Source organism: Confluentibacter citreus (assembly GCF_002807055.1).
In the GTDB taxonomy this organism is placed as follows: Bacteria; Bacteroidota; Bacteroidia; order Flavobacteriales; family Flavobacteriaceae; genus Confluentibacter; species Confluentibacter citreus.
The window spans coordinates 229,778-246,633 of record NZ_NIXN01000006.1 but is presented as its reverse complement, the minus strand read 5'-3'; the positions used below and the strand labels follow the sequence as shown (position 1 = coordinate 246,633).

Sequence of the window (16,856 nt, the reverse complement as noted above, 5' to 3'; positions counted from 1 at the left end):
TTATAATATCTAGCGTTTCTCCAAAAGTACAACATTTTCAACATGAAATGTTTGCGGAAACATATCAACAGCTTGTGTTTTAATGACTTTGTATGTTGCATCCATAAGTTCTAAATCCCGTGCTTGTGTGGCACTATTGCAACTTACATAAACAACACGTTTTGGAGCAATAGCCAGTATTTGTTGAACAACATCTTTATGCATACCATCACGAGGAGGGTCTGTTATAATAACATCTGGATGTCCATGTTTTGTGATAAATGCATCGTTAAAAACGTGTTTCATATCACCAACAAAGAACTGAACGTTATTTATGTTATTTAATTGTGCATTTTCTTTGGCTGCAATTATAGCATCAGGAACAGATTCTACACCAATGACTTTATTAGCCTGCTTGGATACAAATTGGGCAATGGTTCCTGTACCTGTATATAAATCGTAAACCAACTCATTTCCTGTTAAACCGGCAAAATCACGTGTAATTTTATAAAGTTCAAAAGCTTGTTCTGAGTTTGTTTGATAAAATGATTTGGCATTTATTTTAAACTTCAAACCTTCCATCTCTTCAAAAATATGGTCGGTACCTTTATAGCAAACTACGTCTTGGTCGTAAATGGTATCATTGGCTTTTTCATTGATGATGTACTGCAATGAAGTTATCTGCGGAAAGTTTTCAGCAATAAAATTCAATAATAGCTCCCGTTTGGCTTTGTCTTCTTTAAAAAACTGCAAGACTACCATGACATCACCAGTGCTCGATGTGCGAATCATCATGGTTCGTAAAAAACCTGTTTGATTTCTGGTATTGAAAAACTCTAAATTATTTTGAATAGCAAATTGTTTTACAGCATTTCTAATAGCGTTGGAAGGATCTGCTTGTAAATGGCATTTTTTTAAATCCAGAATTTTGTCCCACATACCAGGAATATGGAAACCTAAAGCATTTCTATCACCTAAATCAGCATCCGATTTTACTTCTTCTTGAGTTAGCCATCGACTATCACTAAAAGAAAATTCCATTTTATTTCGGTAGAAATATTGATTTTTTGATCCTAAAATAGGAGTTACTTCGGGGAGTTGAATGTGTCCAATCCGTGTTAAATTATTGGTAACTTCTTTTTGTTTGTAATAAAGTTGATGTTCATAAGCCATGTCTTGCCACTTACAGCCACCACAAACTCCAAAATGTTCGCAAACAGGTGTGGTTCTTTTTTCTGAAAGTTTATGAAAATTAACCGCCTTGCCTTCGTAATAGGATTTTCTCTTTTTAAATGTTTGTATATCAACTACATCACCAGGAACAGCATTTGGTAAAAAAATAACTTTTCCGTCAGGAGCTTTAGCAATGGTTTTTCCTTTGGCACCGGCATCAAGGACTTCAATATGCTCAAAGATTTGTTTATTCGTGATTTTTCTGGACATGCTGCAAAAGTAATTTCTTTTTCTATTTTGTAGTGAATTCAATAGTTATTTTTTTGAAGGTTTTATTCATTAAAAGGAGCATGATTTATTTTACATCGCCATTAATATTTAGTAACTTGCATATCTAAAATTTACGGATGATTTCTCTCCAACCCACACTTTGGGACAAGCAAGGAATGGTTATTTTATCAATTTAAAAATAATTAAAATGGCTGTTTTAGAACCATTAACCTCACAGCAAGCAATTAATCTAGAAAAGCAATACGGTTCAAACACATACCACCCATTGCCGGTAGTTTTATGCAGGGGAGAAGGCGTATATGTTTGGGACGTTGACGGTAAAAAATATTATGATTTTTTGTCCGCTTACTCAGCAGTCAATCAAGGACATTGTCACCCTAAAATCGTAAGTGCATTAATCAAGCAAGCACAAACATTAACGTTAACATCTAGAGCATTTCATAATAATGTTTTAGGACGTTATGAGAAATTTACCTGCGAGTATTTTGGCTATGATAAATTATTACCAATGAATTCGGGAGCTGAAGCCGTAGAAGCTGCTCTAAAAATTTGTAGAAAATGGGGTTATGAAGTGAAAGGCATTCCAGAAAATGAAGGTAAAATAATTGTTTGCAATAAAAATTTCCATGGACGAACTACTACCATTGTGTCTTTTTCAAGTGACAGTTCTGCAAACAAAAATTTTGGACCTTATTCCAATGGGTTTATCAATATTGATTATAATGATATAAGTGCTCTTGAAACTGCTTTAAAAAGCAATTCAAATGTATCTGGTTTTTTAGTAGAGCCTATACAAGGAGAAGCGGGAGTTTATGTGCCAGATGAAGGTTATTTAGCGAAAGCGAAAGCTTTGTGTGAGCAGTATAATGTATTGTTTATTGCTGATGAAATACAAACTGGTATTGCCAGAACAGGTAGATTATTGGCAGTTGATCATGAAAACGTAAAACCAGATATTTTAATTTTAGGAAAAGCCTTGAGTGGCGGTCTATATCCTGTTAGTGCCGCATTGGCAAACAATCATATCATGGGCGTGATGACACCTGGTACGCACGGGAGTACTTTTGGAGGAAATCCATTGGGAGCAGCTGTAGCTATTGCTGCATTGGAAGTTATAAGAGATGAAAAACTTGCTGAAAACGCTGAAAAACTTGGATGCCTCTTTAGAAGAGAATTAGGTAAATATATTGAAACAAGCAGCATTGTAAAGTTAGTTAGAGGTAAAGGTTTGCTTAATGCCATTGTAATAAACGATACTAGCGAAAGTAAAACAGCTTGGAATATTTGTTTAGCTTTAAGAGATAATGGCTTATTGGCCAAACCAACACATGGAAATATCATTCGTTTTGCACCACCATTGGTTATGAATGAAGAACAATTACTGGAGTGTGTTTCAATCATTATTAAAACCTTAAAAGAATTTGAGAATTAAATAATATACAAATGGAAGAAAAATCGGTTTTTGAAAGTTTTGAACTAGAAGTAAGTAGCGACGTTAAAGGCTTTTTAAAGGAAATAGCAACTTGGTCATACTTTTTGTCAATCGTTGGCTTTATAGGTATTGGTTTTATGGTTCTTTTTGGTGTCTTTTTTGGAGCCATATTGGGTAGTAGTATGGGAGGTATGAATCCATATGAAAACTTGGGTTTTTCAGTTGGATATTTTGGTTTTATATATGTTGCAATAGCTCTTGTATATTTTTTCCCAGTGTATTATTTGTTCAACTTTTCCAAAAAGATGAAAAGAGCTTTAAACGCTAATGATAATAACGATTTTAAATCAGCTTTTTCCAATTTAAAATCTCACTACAAGTTCATTGCAATTTTCGCAATAGTTATTATAAGTATGTATGTTTTAATATTTGCATTTGCTGCATTATCCGCTACTATATTTTAAAAAAGTAGTAATTAAAAAAAGCAACCGAATAGGTTGCTTTTTTTAATTGTAATGATAGAATTTTATTGTTCCATCATTTCTCTTATTTTTTCTTGCATTAATTCTTGATCTTGTAAGGTCTCCAAACCAAACATAGAGATAAACCAAAATATAACAAGCAAATATAAAACACTTAAAACAATACCAATAATGGCTAATATTTTACCAATTTTTACATTTTGAAACCCTGTATATAATTCAGGGTTTTCAGCATACAATTTTGTTGCTTTGCTCGCTAAAATTACAGTTACAATCCCTAAAATTAAGCCTACAATGCCATAACAGCAGCAGGTTATAATTGAGAGTATGCCAAATACTAGAATAAGAGTTGCATTGGGTAGTTTTTGTTGTTCCATATTGTTTTTTTTAGTGGTTTATAAAAGTTTTAAAAACGAAATTACCTATTATGATTAGTCCATTTAATATGGCCAAAATAGTAATTATTTTGCTAGCGTATCTGAAATTTTTGAAAGTATTTAAAACAATTAATCCTAAAAGTAATATTAAGCTATAAATAGCTGGATACATAAAAAAAGCCTCCGTGAATTCTCCTTTAAAAATAAGTAGAACAGAACGTTGCATACCGCATCCCATACATTCTACCCCAAATAATTTTTTGTTCAGGCAAGGCAGCATAAAATCTTCAATAGACAACATAAGAAAGTATTATGGTGCTAAAATACTAAAAGGATAGAAACTAAGATTTCTTAAAATCCAAAATAATAGGATTATAATAAAAATTGAATAGGTGACTTTTGAATAATGTAGGATATTTTTAATCTTCTGATTGGAGTATTTATTGAATAATATAACACTCCAATCATAAATTAAAACCATTGGTAATACCATAATTATAAAATTATGTTTAAGACCTTCAAATATATCACCGTGCAGAAATTTGTGAATGGCCCTCTGACTTCCACAACCGGGACAATAAAGTCCAGTAAATGAATAAAAAGGACATTTAGGAAATAGAGTGGACTGGGATGGATTATAACTATAATACAGCAACAGTACCAACAACAGTACCATTACCATTAAACCAATTATATAATTATTTAATTTATTAAGCACCAACTAATGCTCCAAAAATGGCTACTCCAAAAATGAGCACATATAGGATAACAACTAAAAAAGTAGCACCAATAGAAATTAATCCCCATGTTTTTGCATTTTTAGAAGCTCTTAATGCCTCATCATATTTTCCATCTTCATATAAACCATTAACTTTTGTTGAATAAATAATACTTACTATGCCTGTTGGTAAACAACATACGATTGTGGTAATAATAGCTAAAGCCAAATAGCTATTAGGTCTTGGCGGTTTATTTTCCATAAGATGACATTTTATAATTTGTTGGTTTTGTAAATTAAATATAGGAAAATGTTTTTACAAATTTAAAAGCTTGGTTTAATACATTAAACAATATATTTGAATGAAAATTATTGTTTACTTTTCAATAATCTATTTGGAATGCAAAATTTATAAAAAATCCACCTGTAATATTGATGAAATATATTAATTATATACTTATTATCTTAGGATCCATTATCGCCCTATATTCTAAAACTGGTACAGAGCAAAATCTATTTATTTTAATTGCAGGTATCACGATGTTAATGATAGGGATTTATAGAATTTCTAAAAAAATCCCTAGTAAATTTAATGATGAAGAAAACAATGAAATTAATTAATTATGGATTTTAATGTTGGTGATAGCGTTTTGGTTTTAGACGAGGATTTTTCAGGAGTTATCAAAATAATTAAGGATAATGTCATCACTATTGAAACTGAAGATGGTTTTTTGCTTGATTACCAAAGCAATGAGCTTGTAAAGAAAAAAACAGACAAATCTATAAAACAAGCATTTTTCTCCAATATGAGCATTAAAACTGTTATATCGGAAAAAGAAACCCCAAAAAGAAAACAGCAAAAAACAAAAGCTAAAGAGCGTTACGAGCCAACCATGGAGGTTGATTTGCACATCAATCAATTAGTGAAATCCCCTAAGGGCATGAGTAATCACGATATTCTAACCCTTCAATTAGATACAGCCAGACGCCAATTAGAGTTTGCCATGTCTAAACGCATTCAAAAAATAGTATTTATCCATGGGGTTGGGGAAGGTGTTCTAAAAGTTGAATTGGAATATTTATTTGCACGTTACAATAATGTGAAATTTTATGACGCCAATTACCAAAAATATGGAGTGGGTGCCACCGAGGTTTATATTTATCAAAATGCGGAACCTAATTAAATGGAGGGACTACTTGTTCTGTAGTAGATAAACCAGGATTATTTAAAATACCAAAGTCAAATTCGTCTTGCGACAAGATTTCTAGACTAATGCCAGTTACTTTAAGCGTTACCAAATAACTTAAATTAATAATGTGGATCCTATATGCCGTTGCAGGAACGCTGATAGCAACATCTTTGTTTAAGTAATCGGCACCAACAGTTGGGTCGCTAACATCATTTCTAGGGTTTAGATCTTGAGTTTCTGTTTCTTCGTCTCGGGTTAAAATGCCATCGCCATCATCATCATTATCCAAATAATCGGGAATACCATCGCCATCGGTGTCTTGTGCATCATTTAATATACCGTCGCCGTTTGGGTCTGGATTTTCATCTATCGTCAATACATTATCACCATCATCATCTGCATCTAAATAATTGGGAATGCCATCTCCATCCGTATCATCATCATCTAAATTACCATTGCCGTTTATATCTTCCAAAGCAGCAGGAATACCATCATTATCATCTTTAATTAAAGTCGCTGTTATAATAGCTGTAGCTGTACTTTGGTAATCTTGAGTTATTTTTATTTCAGAAGAAGGTACATCATTACAAAATAAATTAGTTGGCAACGCCGCATTACTGTAGGTTCTATAATTAAACAATCCCGTAGTAGTTGTTATAAGCGTACTACCCGTCCCAACATTTATAACTTGAGCAACTGTTAGATTTTCTATGAAGATGGATAAAGATTCAGATGGGTCATTTTTGGTTTTAAAAAACACCAAGTCAGATTCTCCACAGGCTTGAAATGATTCTTCAAAATCAAACTCTACCGCAATTATATCGCCATCACTACATGAAAAAGAAATGATTAAATTTATAAATAGGATAACAAATAAAGATTTCTTCATTGGTTTGGGTTTTAAGGCAAAAATAATAGAATTGATATTTATAACGCCTGATATTGATAATAATTTTATTTGAAGTAATTTTGCCGAAGATTAAAAAAAATGGAACACGTATATTTAGACAGCGCAGCAACTACACAAATTCGTGATGAAGTTATCATTGAGATGACTAATGTTATGAAGAATAATTATGGAAATCCTTCATCATCACATAGTTTTGGTAGATCATCTAAATCAATTATTGAAATATGCAGGAAAAAAATAGCTCATTATTTGAATGTTTCAGCAAGTGAAATTATATTTACTTCTGGTGGTACTGAAGCCAATAATTTAATTTTAAGGAGCGCTGTGAGGGATTTAGGTGTTACTCACATCATAACTTCAAAAATTGAACATCATGCAGTTTTGCATACTATTGAGCAATTGATTAAAGAGTATAAAATTGCCGTTAGTTATGTGGATTTAAAAGCAAATGGAAGTATTGATGTACTGCATTTAGAAACATTATTACAAACAGAAAGTAAAACGCTTGTTAGTTTGATGCATATAAATAATGAGATTGGCAATATGCTGAATTTAAAAAAAATATCAGGTTTATGTAAAGCTAATCATGCATTATTTCATAGTGATACCGTTCAATCTATTGGACATTATAAATTGGATTTACAAGATATCCAAGTTGATTTTGTCGCGGCGAGTGCCCACAAATTTCATGGTCCGAAGGGTGTTGGTTTTGCTTTTGTTAGAAAAAATTCAGCATTAAAACCTTTAATTTTTGGAGGGGAACAGGAACGCGGGCTTAGGGCAGGAACAGAGAGCATTCATAATATTGTAGGTATGGCTGAAGCTATGGATATAGCTTATAGGAATTTGGATAATGAAAGTGCTTATATTTCGGATTTGAAACACTATTTTATTGATAAAATTTCTAATGATATTCCACAAGTTACTTTCAATGGAAATTCAGAAAACATTAAAAAAAGTACTTATACCCTTACAAATGTTTGTTTGCCCGTTAGTCCATCAAAGGCAGCTATGTTTTTATTCCAATTGGATTTAAAAGGAATTGCCTGTTCCAAAGGCAGTGCATGCCAAAGTGGAAGTTCACAAAATTCGCATGTCCTCTCTGAAATTTTGGATGATGAACAGTTGCAAAAACCTTCCGTTCGTTTTTCTTTTAGTATTTACAACACCAAAGAGGATATTGATTATGCAATTGGAGTTTTGAAAGAATTGGTAAACAATTAAAACTTCATAGTGGTTCTAACATTAAAAACCCTTGGCGTTAAATAGTTTGGAATAGCATATTGACGTTTGCTATATACATCTCTCACCCACGTATTGGTAATGGAGTTTTGCACATCAAATATGTTATAGATTTCAACACCAAAAGAGAGCTCTTTAAATGGTTTTTTCCAACCGTTTTTAAAGAGTTTGTTTTCATCCACCAAAACAAATTGAAAGCCAATATCTGCACGTTTGTAATCGGGCAATCTAGTTTGGTAATCATAAGAATCCGCATAGCTAGGGGAGCCTCCTGGTAATCCAGTATTATAAACCAAGTTTAAATATACTTTCATATTAGGAATATTGGGCACATAATCTTGAAACAACGCCGCAAACTTTAAACGTTGGTCTGTTGGCCTTGCAATGTAACCTCTATCATCAATATTTTCTTCGGTTTTTAAATAGCTAAAACTAAACCAAGATTCTGTTCCCGGAACAAATTCACCATTAAGTCGCATGTCCAAGCCATACGCATACGCTTCTGCATTATTTTTGGCTCGGTAGCGAATGCGGACATTCTCTAAAGTGTACGGATTAACATCAGTCAGTTTTTTATAATAAGCTTCTGTGGTGAGTTTAAAAGGCCGGTCCCACATTTTAAAACTATAATCGTTTCCTAAAACCAAATGAAGTGATTTTTGTGCTTTTACATTGGGATTGACAGTTCCTGATGAATCCCTAAGCTCTCTATAAAATGGTGGTTGATAGTACAAACCGCCGGCAATTCTAAAAAGCATATCCTTTTTCCAGTAGGGTTTTATGGCGAATTGGGCGCGCGGACTAATAACCGTTTGATTGGATGATGACATATTATCTCCTGAAACAGACCAATTATGAACACGAATACCTGCATTATACCAAACATCGCTTGTCCCTAACGTGGCACGTTTACTCCATTGGGTGTATGTTTGCAATCGGTTAATGGTGACGTAATTAGTGGCTCTAACATTTTGAAATGGGATTAAAGGGCCTTCGTAAGGTAAATAAGGCTGTTCGTTTATTGGCGTTGTTTTTGGTGGCCTAATTGAAAAACCTGCCGAATCTATAACTTCCCATTCCACTAAACGGTCGCGAAAATCCTCATTGGTATATTTTATAGACCATTCAATGCGATTGTCATTAATCTTAAAATCACCTTTATGTTCAATATTTGTTATTAGTGCATCCAAATCATTACGTCCGTGATTTAATTGGCTGCCAACGCCTTCACTAAATTCAACCTCACCCAAATTTTCATCACCAATATTACTATTAACTTCGCCTAGCCTGTATTGTGCCAATATATCAAAATATTCTTCCTCTGTGGTATGATATGTAGAAGCAATAAATTTTAGGGTTAAATCCTCATTAACAATATAAGTACCTTTAAAAGCACCAAAATAAGTTTGGTATTGGTCTTTTTCCTGGCCTTCATAAAAAATAATAAGTGCTTTTGGTTCACTTAGAGTACCAAAATTGGTTTGCCTAGCCTGTGGTTGATAATCGTATTTATTAATAGAAGCATTTCCTAAAAAACTCAAATGAAATTTATCCGAAAACTTATATGTTAGATAAGTCTGTGCATCGGCAAAAGCGGGTTTGAAGTTAGTTTCGGTTTCTTTTTCTCTGACTAATAAACTATTGTCTCGGTAGCGAACACCTATAATGCCTGAAAATTTGGAATCCTTACTTATGTTTTCAACAGATAAACTGCCGCCAAGTAAACTTAAGTCGGCATTCACCTCAAATTGATACGGATTCTTATAAGTAATATCCAATACAGAAGATAATTTGTCGCCATATTTAGCTTGAAAACCTCCAGATGAAAAATCGACATTTTGAACCATATCCGTATTCACAAAACTCAAACCTTCTTGTTGTCCGGACCGTATTAAAAATGGCCTATACACTTCAATATCATTAACATATACTAGGTTCTCATCAAAGTTACCACCTCTTACAGCATATTGTGTACTCAGTTCATTGTTATTGCTTACGCCAGGAAGTGTCATCAATAAATTTTCAACACCAGCGTTGGCACCTGGGATTTTCCTTATGGTTTCTGGATTTAAAGTTGTGATGCCTTCAACTTCTTTTTGGCGTTTACTGGAAACAACTACCATGCCTATTTGTTCGGTTGTGTTGCTCATTATAGGATTGAATTCAAAATCCTCACCATTTTTGAGGTTGAAAGTGCTGACTACTTTTTTATGTGATATATGGGTGAACTCAATTTCAACATCTTGGTTAGCCGGGATTTTGATACTAAAAAAACCATTTTCATTGGTTTGTGTTCCAATAAGACCAACTTTTATATTGACATCTTCAATAGGAAGATTCTTTTCATCAAGAATGACACCTTTAATAGTGGCAGTTTGCGAATAACTTAATTGTGTTATCGATATAAAAATGAGAACAATAAACCAAAATTTTGTTTTCAAAAGTGTTTATTTATTTTCTATAAAAAGTTGCTTCAAAAGTAGCACTATTTCCAACATTATCAGTAACAACGACCTTTAAATTGTTCTTGGTTTCATTGCTTATTGCATCATTAAAATCGTATGTCAAAGTTTTGGTTTTGTAATCATATTCCATTAAAATCCATTTGTCATTTATAGTCGCTCTAAAATTTGAAATGTCTGTTTGGGCATCGCTAATTTTTATTTTTAAATATCTAAAATCACTTATCCACTGATTGTTTTTAAAATTTAAAGGCGCAATGGTTGGCTTTACGTTATCTCTAGCCAACGCAAAAGTCCCAAGATTTTTTATGCTACTTGTTAAAATATCACCTTTTCTTTTGGTATTTTCATAGACGGGATATTTTTTGGCTCCAATTAGCCTAGCAATGTAAAGTTTACTTTTATCAGCATCAGAATATTTGCTTATGTCGTAGCTTATATTGAAGGTTTTTTTCAGTGGAACAATATCTTCCTCTAAAAAAAGAGTATCGTTTTTCACTTTAAAATCGAGGTAATAATCTTCATAAAATGTGTCCGGGAAAATATCAACAGATACATTGCCTTCTTTTAGATTGGTAGTTCCTTTAGTATAAATAAAATATGGTGTGGTTTTTTTGCTTTTGTTTTGAGCAGTGATTGGTTTAGCACCTTTTATTGGGATGGTTATCCAAGCCTCATTGTTTTTATAATCACTAACACGTATTTTATAAACAATGCTCGTGCTATCGTGAATGGTTAAAACTCCATTGTTCTTCATCGATTTTAGCATGCTAAGATCATTATTATCGCTAAATAATTTTTGTACACGCTCTTGCTTGGTTTTAAAATGTTGGTAATCTATAAATCGATTGAGGCGATTTGTTTCATCAAAGGAGAACATTTTGAAATCCACCTCAAAATTCTGGCTGCCGTTAATAAACGTTTGTATATTGTAAACACCGTTACTATTGGCTCCAAAATCTTGTCGGTCAAACGTATTGATAGCAAATCCAATATCTCCAAAAGCATTTACACCTTCGGCCGCATAATCGCCATTTTTTAATGGGGTTAATTTAAGTTTTTGTTTTATGCTGGATTTATTTATAGTTGAACTATCTCCAATGGGATAGGCATAAAGAGATGTGATTACAGGCTTAGATGTGTCTTTAATTTCTATGCCAAAAAGCATGGGGTTTATGGTATGCTCTTCTGTGTTTCTAATTTCAAAATGAAGATGTGGACCGCCAGAACCCCCAGTATTTCCACTATAGGCAACAAGTTCTCCTTTTTTTACTAATAATTCTTCGGTATTTGGGAATACTTCAATTTCATATGATTCTACGCTATATTGATGTTTTTTAACATACGCTTCAATGGTAGGGGAATATTCAGATAAATGTGCGTAAACGGTTGTGTAGCCATTTGGGTGGGTTATGTATAATGTTTTTCCGTAGCCATAATGCTGAATCTTTATTCTACTTACATAACCATCAGCGGCAGACAGCACCTTTAGGCCAATACGCTGTTGCGTTTTAATATCTAGGCCAGAATGAAAATGGTTGGAACGCAATTCAGCAAAATTACCGGAAAGTATTAGTGGTATTTCTAGTGGATTTCCAAAATAATCTTGTGGATAATTGTTTTGGGCACCAATAAATGTTGAGGTAACTAGTAAAAAAAATAGGATTAATTTCATAATAAAAAGGGGTATACAGATTCGATAGGTATCTGGCTAAAATATTAATTTGATATGAATCAACAAAAGATAAAACAAAAATCAATCCATTGTGTTGATAATGAGCAATAACGAATTAATTTAAATTTTATGTAAAAACAATTGTAATTTATAGTTATCTATGTTAACTTTGTGAGATAAGTATTGAAATTTGCAAATGAGTAACATTGAAGACATTGTAGATTCTCTAGAAAACAAAATTAGTAAGGTATTGCATAAACTTGAGGTTTTAAAGCGTACTAATTTAAAGTTGAATGAAGAGTTAGAGGCATACAAACAACAACTTCAAGGTAAACAGCTACAAATTGTAGCTTGGGAAGAAAAATATGAAGCTCTTAAAATGGCAAATACAATACTTGGCAGTGATGAAAATAAACGAGAGACTAAGCTTAAAATAAACGCGTTAATTAGGGATATTGACCATTGTATTGCTCAACTTTCAGATTAATGCTAAGTAAACTCAATGTCAGAAAAGCTTAAAATAAAGCTATCTATAGCTAACAGAGTATATCCTTTGACTATTGATGCAAGTCAAGAAGAAGGTTTGCGTAAAGCAGCTAAAAACATTGAAGTGATGATTAAGCAATTTGAGGAAAATTATTCTGTGAGGGATAAACAAGATGTCTTGGCCATGTGCGCCTTACAGTTTGCTTCTCAAGTAGAACAGAAATCAATTGATAAAGAGACTGTAAATGAGCATTTGGAAGAAAAACTTCAAGCGCTTGATGAATTATTACATGCTCACTTAATCTCTTAACGTTCTTTTAAATACATTAAAGTTACTGCCTACATTGGTTATTTATTTTTGATAAACTCAACGTTAATTCTCTTAAAAAGGGTGAGTTTAAGTTGTAAAAGCATGCTGCCTTGAGCAGATCCTTGATCAGCTTGTTAGCCCTAAACTTGTTTTAAGGAGTTTATACAAAATCTTATACTGGTGTAGGCTTTTTTTATATATATAAACCAACTAAATAACATGGATAACTCAATTATAATAATTATTGGAGGCGTAATATTAGGGATTGCAATAGGATTTATTATAGCCAAAACATTAGAAAAAAACAATGCTTCAAAGCTTGTTAGAGAAGCAAAAAAATCAGCGGCTTCCATTTTAAAGGAAGCAAATAGCGAAGGGGAATCAATTAAAAAAGATAAAATCCTTCAAGCCAAAGAAAAATTTATTGAACTTAAAGCGGAGCATGAAAAGGTTATTTTGTCGCGTGACAAACAAATGGCAGAAGTTGAAAAGCGCACCAGGGATAAAGAATCCCAAATTTCCAGCGAGCTAAATAAATCTAAGACATTAAACGAAACTTTAGAGTCGAAAATTAAGGACTACAATCACAGACTTGATATTCTTGACAAAAAAGAAGTTGAGATTGGCAGACTTCATAAAAGCCAAGTAGATCAATTGGAAGTTATTTCTAGTCTTTCTGCGGAAGATGCCAAAGCACAGTTAATAGAGTCTTTAAAAGGACAAGCTAAAAATGAAGCCATGGCCTTTGTGCAAAGCGCTGTAGAAGAAGCAAAGCTTACCGCACAACAAGAAGCTAAAAAAATCATTATTAACACGATTCAACGTATCGGTACCGAAGAAGCCGTTGATAATTGTGTGTCTGTATTTAATATAGAATCTGATGATGTTAAAGGTAGAATTATTGGAAGGGAAGGAAGAAACATCAGGGCTATTGAAGCTGCAACAGGCGTAGAGATTATTGTTGATGATACTCCAGAAGCGATTATATTATCTTGTTTTGATTCTGTTAGACGTGAAATAGCACGTTTATCCTTACATAAATTAGTGACCGATGGAAGGATACATCCAGCACGTATTGAAGAAGTTGTCCAAAAAACAACCAAACAAATAGAGCAGGAGATTATTGAAGTTGGAAAACGTACGGTTATTGATTTAGGAATCCACAACTTACACCCAGAACTTATTAAAATGGTAGGAAGAATGAAATATCGTTCTTCTTACGGACAAAACTTACTACAACACTCGCGTGAAGTTGCCAAACTTTGTGGGGTAATGGCAGCGGAATTAGGATTGAATCCGAAATTAGCCAAACGTGCAGGTCTGTTACATGACATTGGAAAAGTGCCAGATGCGGAAGCAGATATGGAAACACCACATGCTATCCTTGGAATGCAGTGGGCTGAAAAATATGGTGAAAAAGAAGAAGTTTGTAATGCTATTGGCGCTCACCATGATGAAGTAGAAATGAAATTCTTAATATCGCCTATCATACAAGTTTGTGATGCGATTTCTGGTGCTAGGCCAGGAGCAAGACGTCAGGTATTGGATAGTTACATACAACGTTTAAAAGATTTGGAAGATATTGCTTTTGGTTTTCAAGGTGTTAAAAAAGCCTATGCCATTCAAGCGGGTAGAGAGCTTCGTGTGATAGTAGAAAGCGAAAAAGTAGACGACCAAAAAGCGGCGGAATTATCCTTTAGTATTTCCCAAAAAATACAAACAGATATGACTTATCCTGGACAAGTTAAAATCACCGTAATTCGAGAAACAAGAGCTGTCAATATCGCTAAATAGTTTTTGTCATTGACTGCGTCGAATCTTCGATTTCCTGCGAAGGCTGGAATCCATAATAAAAATATTTATAGTAAAAATCCAGTTTATACTGGATTTTTTAATTTTGTGCTAACAGCTAACAGCTAACAGCTAACAGCTAACAGCTAACAGCTAACAGCTAACAGCTAACAGCTAACAGCTAACAGCTAACAGCTAACAGCTATTTCCTTGGATGATATTTTTGAACCACTTTGGTTAAATGGCTTTTATCCAGATGAACATAGATTTCTGTGGTTGTTATACTTTCATGCCCCAACATGAGTTGTATGGATCGTAAATCGGCATTATTTTGTAATAAGTGGGTTGCAAACGAATGACGGAACGTATGGGGAGAAATGCTTTTTTTGAGTCCGATTTTTTCTGCCAATTGTTTTATGATAGTAAAAATCATGGCACGAGTAAGTTGTTTACCTCGTCGGTTTAAGAACAAAGTATCTTCAAATCCTGATTGTATAGTAAGATGTGAACGCACTTCTTTTCTATAAATATTGATATATTTTTGGGTCGTTTCAACAATGGGTACAAAACGTTGCTTATCACCTTTACCAGTGACTTTAATAAAACCTTCCTCAAAAAACAAATCGGATAATTTAAGGTTAACCAATTCGCTAACACGTAAGCCACAACCATATAAAGTTTCAAGAATCGCTCTATTTCGCTCGCCTTCAGGTTTGCTTAAATCGATGGCATTAATAAGGTTGTCGATGTCTTCTTCGGCTAAGGTATCTGGTAATTTAATGCCAATTTTAGGCGACTCAATAAGTTCCAACGGATTATCGTCTCTATAATCTTCAAAAATTAAATAACTAAAGAAACTTCTTAAACCAGAAATGATTCGCGATTGCGAACGTGCATTCGCACTTTTAGCCAATTCATAAATAAATTGTTGAACAATTTCAGACGTAATAGAAATGGGTGAATGGGAGATTTCGTTTGCTTCTAGATAAAGTATAAGTTTTTTCACATCCAATGTATAATTATCAATAGAGTTTTTAGACAAACCCCGTTCAATCTTTAGGTAGAGTTGATAATCCTTAAGTGCGTTTTGCCATTTCATAGATGTAAAAATAAAGTAATTATATCAGAAAAGTAAGGTAAATATAACTCGTTGAAACGCAAATAATTCAGATTAAAAGTTAAAATATATCAGAATTCATTTGTCAATATGAAATAAAATACTTTCTTTTGTTGCGAATTAACCAAATTTAATTATAAAAATTATGAAAAAACTATTATTATCCGCAGTTATTGCGGTATTAGCAATGAATAATGTAAATGCTCAAGAGGTAAAATTCGGAGCAAAAGCTGGTGTTAACTTTGCGTCTTTATCAGGAGATGATGTGGAGGACTTAGATGGTAGAACATCATTTCACATTGGTGGTGTAGCTAATATTGCTATTTCAGAAAAGTTTGCAATACAGCCTGAATTAGTATATTCATCACAAGGTTTTACAGTGTCTGAAAGTGGAGTAGATGTTACTGGAAAGTTAGATTATATAAATTTGCCAATTTTAGCAGATTTTTCAGTTGCTGAAGGTTTTAGTATTCAAGCTGGACCACAAATTGGATTTAATATAACTGACAAAGTTGAGGCAGAAGGAGAATCTGAAAGTTTAGATGCTGAAAGTATTGATTTAGGTGCCGCTTTTGGAGTTCAATACAAAATGGAAACAGGTTTGTTTTTTCAAGCTCGCTATGTATTAGGATTTAGTGAAATAATTGAGGATGTAGATGCAAAGAATAATGTACTTAGCTTAAGTGTTGGTTATTTTTTCTAATCATTAATGAATTGAAATTAAAAAAGGGAAGTCTAATAGACTTCCCTTTTTTATGTGTAAAATTTAATATATTTGCTGCATGAAAAAACTAATCATAATTAACGGTCCGAACTTAAATTTATTGGGTAAACGTGAACCTGAGATTTATGGAAGTTTAACATTTACTGAATTTCTTGAAACCATTAAAGATAAGTACCCAAAGGTGAAAATTGATTATTTTCAATCCAATATAGAAGGTGAACTTATTGATAAATTACAAGAAGTCGGATTTACCTATGATGGCATCGTTTTAAATGCTGCTGCTTACACACATACATCTATTGGTATTGGTGATGCCGTAAAAGCGATTAAAACACCCGTTGTAGAAGTGCATATTTCCAATACATTTAGCAGAGAAGAATTTAGGCATACCTCGTTTATTTCTCCAAATGCCAAAGGGGTTATTTTAGGTTTTGGCTTGCAGAGTTATGAATTGGCGATTCAAAGTTTTTTGTGATAGACTACTTAGAATATTAGAC

Annotated in this window: 19 protein-coding genes and 1 other RNA gene; 11 read left to right on the top strand and 9 right to left on the bottom strand. The window is 33.1% G+C overall.

The window, feature by feature from the left end; translation table 11 throughout:
- Positions 1–9: 9 nt before the first annotated feature.
- Complete coding sequence (rlmD, locus tag CDH49_RS12715) at positions 10–1,422, bottom strand: 23S rRNA (uracil(1939)-C(5))-methyltransferase RlmD (protein ID WP_100615903.1); 1,413 nt, start codon at positions 1,420–1,422, stop codon at positions 10–12.
- A gap of 208 nt (positions 1,423–1,630) precedes the next feature.
- Between rlmD and rocD the strand changes: the two genes are divergently transcribed.
- Together rocD and CDH49_RS12705 are read left to right on the top strand one after the other, a co-directional pair.
- Positions 1,631–2,875, top strand: coding sequence for an ornithine--oxo-acid transaminase (rocD, locus tag CDH49_RS12710; protein ID WP_100615932.1), 1,245 nt, complete (start codon positions 1,631–1,633; stop codon positions 2,873–2,875).
- An 11-nt stretch (positions 2,876–2,886) separates the two neighbouring features.
- Positions 2,887–3,339 carry a DUF5362 family protein gene (locus CDH49_RS12705; RefSeq protein WP_100615902.1) on the top strand — a complete coding sequence of 151 codons (453 nt, stop codon included), beginning with the start codon at positions 2,887–2,889 and terminating at the stop codon, positions 3,337–3,339.
- 62 nt (positions 3,340–3,401) lie between these two features.
- On the opposite strand, the gene CDH49_RS12700 is transcribed toward CDH49_RS12705, so the two are convergent.
- Positions 3,402–3,734: a CCC motif membrane protein gene (locus tag CDH49_RS12700; protein ID WP_100615901.1), complete on the bottom strand. Its 333-nt coding sequence runs from the start codon at positions 3,732–3,734 to the stop codon at positions 3,402–3,404.
- Positions 3,735–3,744: 10 nt separating this feature from the next.
- Positions 3,745–3,960: a DUF2752 domain-containing protein gene (locus CDH49_RS12695; protein ID WP_317044392.1), complete on the bottom strand. Its 216-nt coding sequence runs from the start codon at positions 3,958–3,960 to the stop codon at positions 3,745–3,747.
- Here CDH49_RS12695 and CDH49_RS15835 point away from each other — a divergent pair.
- The gene (locus CDH49_RS15835) at positions 3,920–4,072 is read left to right on the top strand and encodes a hypothetical protein (RefSeq protein WP_239970665.1); all 153 of its coding nucleotides are present in this window, start codon (positions 3,920–3,922) and stop codon (positions 4,070–4,072) included. The two genes, CDH49_RS12695 and CDH49_RS15835, sit on opposite strands and share 41 nt — an antisense overlap.
- Here the strand turns inward: CDH49_RS15835 and CDH49_RS15915 are convergent.
- Positions 4,045–4,410, bottom strand: coding sequence for a DUF2752 domain-containing protein (locus CDH49_RS15915; RefSeq protein WP_394344565.1), 366 nt, complete (start codon positions 4,408–4,410; stop codon positions 4,045–4,047). The genes CDH49_RS15835 and CDH49_RS15915 overlap by 28 nt on opposite strands.
- Before the next feature lie 34 nt (positions 4,411–4,444).
- A complete protein-coding gene (locus CDH49_RS12685; RefSeq protein WP_100615899.1) occupies positions 4,445–4,714 on the bottom strand; it encodes a CD225/dispanin family protein in 270 nt (89 codons plus the stop codon).
- 361 nt (positions 4,715–5,075) lie between these two features.
- Here CDH49_RS12685 and CDH49_RS12675 point away from each other — a divergent pair, with 361 nt between their 5' ends.
- Positions 5,076–5,636: a Smr/MutS family protein gene (locus CDH49_RS12675; RefSeq protein ID WP_100615897.1), complete on the top strand. Its 561-nt coding sequence runs from the start codon at positions 5,076–5,078 to the stop codon at positions 5,634–5,636.
- Here CDH49_RS12675 and CDH49_RS12670 read toward each other — a convergent pair.
- Positions 5,629–6,531, bottom strand: coding sequence for a hypothetical protein (locus CDH49_RS12670; protein WP_100615896.1), 903 nt, complete (start codon positions 6,529–6,531; stop codon positions 5,629–5,631). The two genes, CDH49_RS12675 and CDH49_RS12670, sit on opposite strands and share 8 nt — an antisense overlap.
- Before the next feature lie 99 nt (positions 6,532–6,630).
- On the opposite strand from CDH49_RS12670, the gene CDH49_RS12665 reads away from it, so the two are divergent.
- The gene (locus CDH49_RS12665) at positions 6,631–7,776 is read left to right on the top strand and encodes a cysteine desulfurase family protein (RefSeq protein ID WP_100615895.1); all 1,146 of its coding nucleotides are present in this window, start codon (positions 6,631–6,633) and stop codon (positions 7,774–7,776) included.
- On the opposite strand, the gene CDH49_RS12660 is transcribed toward CDH49_RS12665, so the two are convergent.
- Together CDH49_RS12660 and CDH49_RS12655 are read right to left on the bottom strand one after the other, a co-directional pair.
- Complete coding sequence (locus tag CDH49_RS12660; protein WP_239970659.1) at positions 7,773–10,235, bottom strand: carboxypeptidase-like regulatory domain-containing protein; 2,463 nt, start codon at positions 10,233–10,235, stop codon at positions 7,773–7,775. The two genes, CDH49_RS12665 and CDH49_RS12660, sit on opposite strands and share 4 nt — an antisense overlap.
- Before the next feature lie 10 nt (positions 10,236–10,245).
- Positions 10,246–11,931, bottom strand: a complete 1,686-nt coding sequence (locus CDH49_RS12655) for a M23 family metallopeptidase (protein ID WP_100615894.1) — start codon at positions 11,929–11,931, stop codon at positions 10,246–10,248.
- Between the two features lie 196 nt (positions 11,932–12,127).
- Here CDH49_RS12655 and CDH49_RS12650 point away from each other — a divergent pair, with 196 nt between their 5' ends.
- The 4 genes from CDH49_RS12650 (at position 12,128) to rny (ending at position 14,521) form a co-directional block, all read left to right on the top strand.
- Positions 12,128–12,418: a hypothetical protein gene (locus tag CDH49_RS12650; RefSeq protein WP_100615893.1), complete on the top strand. Its 291-nt coding sequence runs from the start codon at positions 12,128–12,130 to the stop codon at positions 12,416–12,418.
- A 15-nt stretch (positions 12,419–12,433) separates the two neighbouring features.
- The gene (locus tag CDH49_RS12645; protein WP_100615892.1) at positions 12,434–12,727 is read left to right on the top strand and encodes a cell division protein ZapA; all 294 of its coding nucleotides are present in this window, start codon (positions 12,434–12,436) and stop codon (positions 12,725–12,727) included.
- A gap of 55 nt (positions 12,728–12,782) precedes the next feature.
- Positions 12,783–12,889, top strand: a non-coding RNA gene (gene ssrS, locus CDH49_RS12640) — 6S RNA.
- 57 nt (positions 12,890–12,946) lie between these two features.
- A complete protein-coding gene (gene rny / locus CDH49_RS12635; RefSeq protein WP_100615891.1) occupies positions 12,947–14,521 on the top strand; it encodes a ribonuclease Y in 1,575 nt (524 codons plus the stop codon).
- A gap of 199 nt (positions 14,522–14,720) precedes the next feature.
- On the opposite strand, the gene xerA is transcribed toward rny, so the two are convergent.
- Entirely contained in the window at positions 14,721–15,617 is an 897-nt protein-coding gene (gene xerA, locus CDH49_RS12630) for a site-specific tyrosine recombinase/integron integrase (protein ID WP_100615890.1), read from the bottom strand.
- A 163-nt stretch (positions 15,618–15,780) separates the two neighbouring features.
- On the opposite strand from xerA, the gene CDH49_RS12625 reads away from it, so the two are divergent.
- Entirely contained in the window at positions 15,781–16,338 is a 558-nt protein-coding gene (locus CDH49_RS12625; protein WP_100615889.1) for a porin family protein, read from the top strand.
- Positions 16,339–16,417: 79 nt separating this feature from the next.
- Positions 16,418–16,834, top strand: a complete 417-nt coding sequence (gene aroQ, locus CDH49_RS12620; protein WP_100615888.1) for a type II 3-dehydroquinate dehydratase — start codon at positions 16,418–16,420, stop codon at positions 16,832–16,834.
- The last annotated feature ends 22 nt before the right edge of the window (positions 16,835–16,856 follow it).

Excerpts from the sequence above, each read along its gene's own strand:
- CDH49_RS12685 (WP_100615899.1), bottom strand. The coding sequence starts at position 4,714 with ATGGAAAATAAACCGCCAAGACCTAATAGCTATTTGGCTTTAGCTATT.
- CDH49_RS12705 (WP_100615902.1), top strand. The coding sequence starts at position 2,887 with ATGGAAGAAAAATCGGTTTTTGAAAGTTTTGAACTAGAAGTAAGTAGC.
- rny (WP_100615891.1), top strand. The coding sequence starts at position 12,947 with ATGGATAACTCAATTATAATAATTATTGGAGGCGTAATATTAGGGATT.
- xerA (WP_100615890.1), bottom strand. The coding sequence starts at position 15,617 with ATGAAATGGCAAAACGCACTTAAGGATTATCAACTCTACCTAAAGATT.
- rocD (WP_100615932.1), top strand. The coding sequence starts at position 1,631 with ATGGCTGTTTTAGAACCATTAACCTCACAGCAAGCAATTAATCTAGAA.
- aroQ (WP_100615888.1), top strand. The coding sequence starts at position 16,418 with ATGAAAAAACTAATCATAATTAACGGTCCGAACTTAAATTTATTGGGT.
- CDH49_RS12625 (WP_100615889.1), top strand. The coding sequence starts at position 15,781 with ATGAAAAAACTATTATTATCCGCAGTTATTGCGGTATTAGCAATGAAT.
- CDH49_RS12670 (WP_100615896.1), bottom strand. The coding sequence starts at position 6,531 with ATGAAGAAATCTTTATTTGTTATCCTATTTATAAATTTAATCATTTCT.
- CDH49_RS12655 (WP_100615894.1), bottom strand. The coding sequence starts at position 11,931 with ATGAAATTAATCCTATTTTTTTTACTAGTTACCTCAACATTTATTGGT.
- CDH49_RS12675 (WP_100615897.1), top strand. The coding sequence starts at position 5,076 with ATGGATTTTAATGTTGGTGATAGCGTTTTGGTTTTAGACGAGGATTTT.
- CDH49_RS12700 (WP_100615901.1), bottom strand. The coding sequence starts at position 3,734 with ATGGAACAACAAAAACTACCCAATGCAACTCTTATTCTAGTATTTGGC.
- CDH49_RS12695 (WP_317044392.1), bottom strand. The coding sequence starts at position 3,960 with ATGCAACGTTCTGTTCTACTTATTTTTAAAGGAGAATTCACGGAGGCT.
- CDH49_RS12645 (WP_100615892.1), top strand. The coding sequence starts at position 12,434 with ATGTCAGAAAAGCTTAAAATAAAGCTATCTATAGCTAACAGAGTATAT.
- rlmD (WP_100615903.1), bottom strand. The coding sequence starts at position 1,422 with ATGTCCAGAAAAATCACGAATAAACAAATCTTTGAGCATATTGAAGTC.
- CDH49_RS12650 (WP_100615893.1), top strand. The coding sequence starts at position 12,128 with ATGAGTAACATTGAAGACATTGTAGATTCTCTAGAAAACAAAATTAGT.
- CDH49_RS15915 (WP_394344565.1), bottom strand. The coding sequence starts at position 4,410 with ATGGTACTGTTGTTGGTACTGTTGCTGTATTATAGTTATAATCCATCC.
- CDH49_RS12665 (WP_100615895.1), top strand. The coding sequence starts at position 6,631 with ATGGAACACGTATATTTAGACAGCGCAGCAACTACACAAATTCGTGAT.